General features: G+C 76.9%; 3 protein-coding genes. All 3 read right to left on the bottom strand.

Going from position 1 to position 1,720, the window contains the following annotated elements; all coding sequences use genetic code 11:
• The coding region (locus HUW36_RS32240) for a glycosyltransferase family 9 protein (RefSeq protein ID WP_425487289.1) at window positions 1-520 on the bottom strand (520 nt) is incomplete at its 3' end.
• Window positions 517-1,212 (bottom strand): SDR family oxidoreductase, encoded by a 696-nt coding sequence (locus HUW36_RS32235; RefSeq protein ID WP_174531509.1) that lies wholly within the window; start codon window positions 1,210-1,212, stop codon window positions 517-519. The genes HUW36_RS32235 and HUW36_RS32240, both read right to left, overlap by 4 nt.
• The coding region (gene rfaE2 / locus HUW36_RS32230) for a D-glycero-beta-D-manno-heptose 1-phosphate adenylyltransferase (RefSeq protein ID WP_174531508.1) at window positions 1,209-1,720 on the bottom strand (512 nt) is incomplete at its 5' end. The genes rfaE2 and HUW36_RS32235, both read right to left, overlap by 4 nt.

The raw sequence follows: 1,720 nt of genomic DNA, 5'->3' as shown, positions 1-1,720 counted from the left end.
GGGCCAGCCCGGCGAACCGGTCCGCCGGCCAGCGCTTCGCCGGGACCTTGCTGCCCGGGTGCAGCACCGTCACCCCGGCCGGTACGCCGGGCGCGGCCGGCCGGCGCAACGCCAGGTCGCCCGGGTCGGCCGGCAGACCGTACGCGTGCAGCAGCCGGCACCAGCGGCGTACCTCGTGCTCGTCGTCGTCCCAGACCGGACCGTCCGGATGGCCGCCTTCGGGGCTGCGGTAGGCGAGCAGCCGGGCGGGCCGGACGGCGGCCAGTGCCCGGTGCGACTCGGGGCCCCGGCCGTGCAGGTTCACCGCCAGCTCGGGTGGCGGGCCGGACCACCCCAGGTGGCCCAGCCCGTCCGCGTGGACCTGCCGGTCCACGCCGCCGACCAGATCGACCAGCGGCGCCAGCCAGCGCGGCGCGACGAGCGCCAGCTCCCTTCCGGGGTACGCGGCACGCACCGCGCGCAGCGCCGGCACCCCGGTCGCGAGGTCACCGACGCCGAGCGCCCGCAGGACGAGGATCACGGGTACGAGGACTCCTGTTCGGCGCAGACCACGAGTTCCCGCACCGCGCAGCCGGGCGGCTGGGACAGCGCGAACATGACCGCCTCGGCGGTGTCCGCCGGGTCGTTGAGGATCGCGTCCGGACCCGGCTTGTACTTCTCGTCCCGGTCGTCGAAGAACGCGGTCCGCATGCCGCCCGGGATCAGCAGGGTCACCCCGACGCGGCCGGCCAGCTCGGCGGCGAGCGACCGGGTGAAGCCGACCACCCCGAACTTCGCCGCGCAGTACGCGGTCGCGTCGCCGACCGCCTTCACGCCGAGCGTCGAGGCCACCGTCACCACCGTGCCGTGCGTCCGCTCCAGCTCGGGCAGGGCGGCCCGGACCACCGCGGCGGTGCCGAGCAGGTTGATCGCCACGATCCGGTCCCAGGTGGCGCCGTCGACGTCGGCCAGCCGGCCGGGCACGTCCATGCCGGCGGCGGTGACCACGCCGGTGAGCCCGCCGGCCCGCGCGGTGATCTCCCGGGTGGCCGCCTCGGCGGCGCGGGTGTCCGCCAGGTCGCACTGCACCCAGGGCACGCCATCGGCCGGTGCCCGGCGGTCCAGCACGTACGGCTGGCCGCCGGCCTTGCCCACGGCGGCCACGACGGCCGCGCCGAGCCCGCTCGACCCGCCCGTGACGAGGACGGCCGAGTCCTTCCACTGCCTGGTCATACGACTCCCTTGACGAGGTGCAGGCCGCGCTGGCGCGCGGCGGAGATGGTGCCGGTCGTGGACCGGCCGGCCAGATAGGGGACGGTGACCACCCGGCCGCCCCAACGGCGGATCAGCTCCGCCTCGGGCAGCTCCCCGGCGTCGTAGTCGCCGCCCTTGACCCAGACGTCCGGGCGCAGCCGGGCCAGCACCTGGTGCGGGGTGGGCTCGTCGAAGACCACCACCGCGTCCACGCAGTCCAGCGCGGCCAGTAGCCGGGCCCGGTCCTCGGCCGGGTTGACCGGGCGGTCCGGGCCCTTGAGGCCGCGGACGCTGCGGTCGGAATTGAGGCAGACGATCAGGCAGTCGCCGAGTCGGCGGGCCGCCCGCAGGGTGGCCAGGTGCCCGGCGTGCAGGATGTCGAAGCAGCCGCCGGTGGCGACCACGGTGCCGCCGCCGGCGCGTACCGTGCCGGCCAGCTCCTCGGCGGTACGCGCGGCGTCGGGCCCGGCCGTCGGCGCCGGTTCCC

The organism is Micromonospora maritima (assembly GCF_902825405.1).
In the GTDB taxonomy this organism is placed as follows: domain Bacteria; phylum Actinomycetota; class Actinomycetes; order Mycobacteriales; family Micromonosporaceae; genus Micromonospora; species Micromonospora maritima.
The sequence above is the reverse complement of the archived record's forward strand: the minus strand, read 5'-3'. Positions and strand labels throughout refer to the sequence as shown.

What these genes read in the sequence shown, in the direction of transcription:
- HUW36_RS32235 (WP_174531509.1), bottom strand. Translation starts at nt 1,212, where the DNA reads ATGACCAGGCAGTGGAAGGACTCGGCCGTCCTCGTCACGGGCGGGTCG.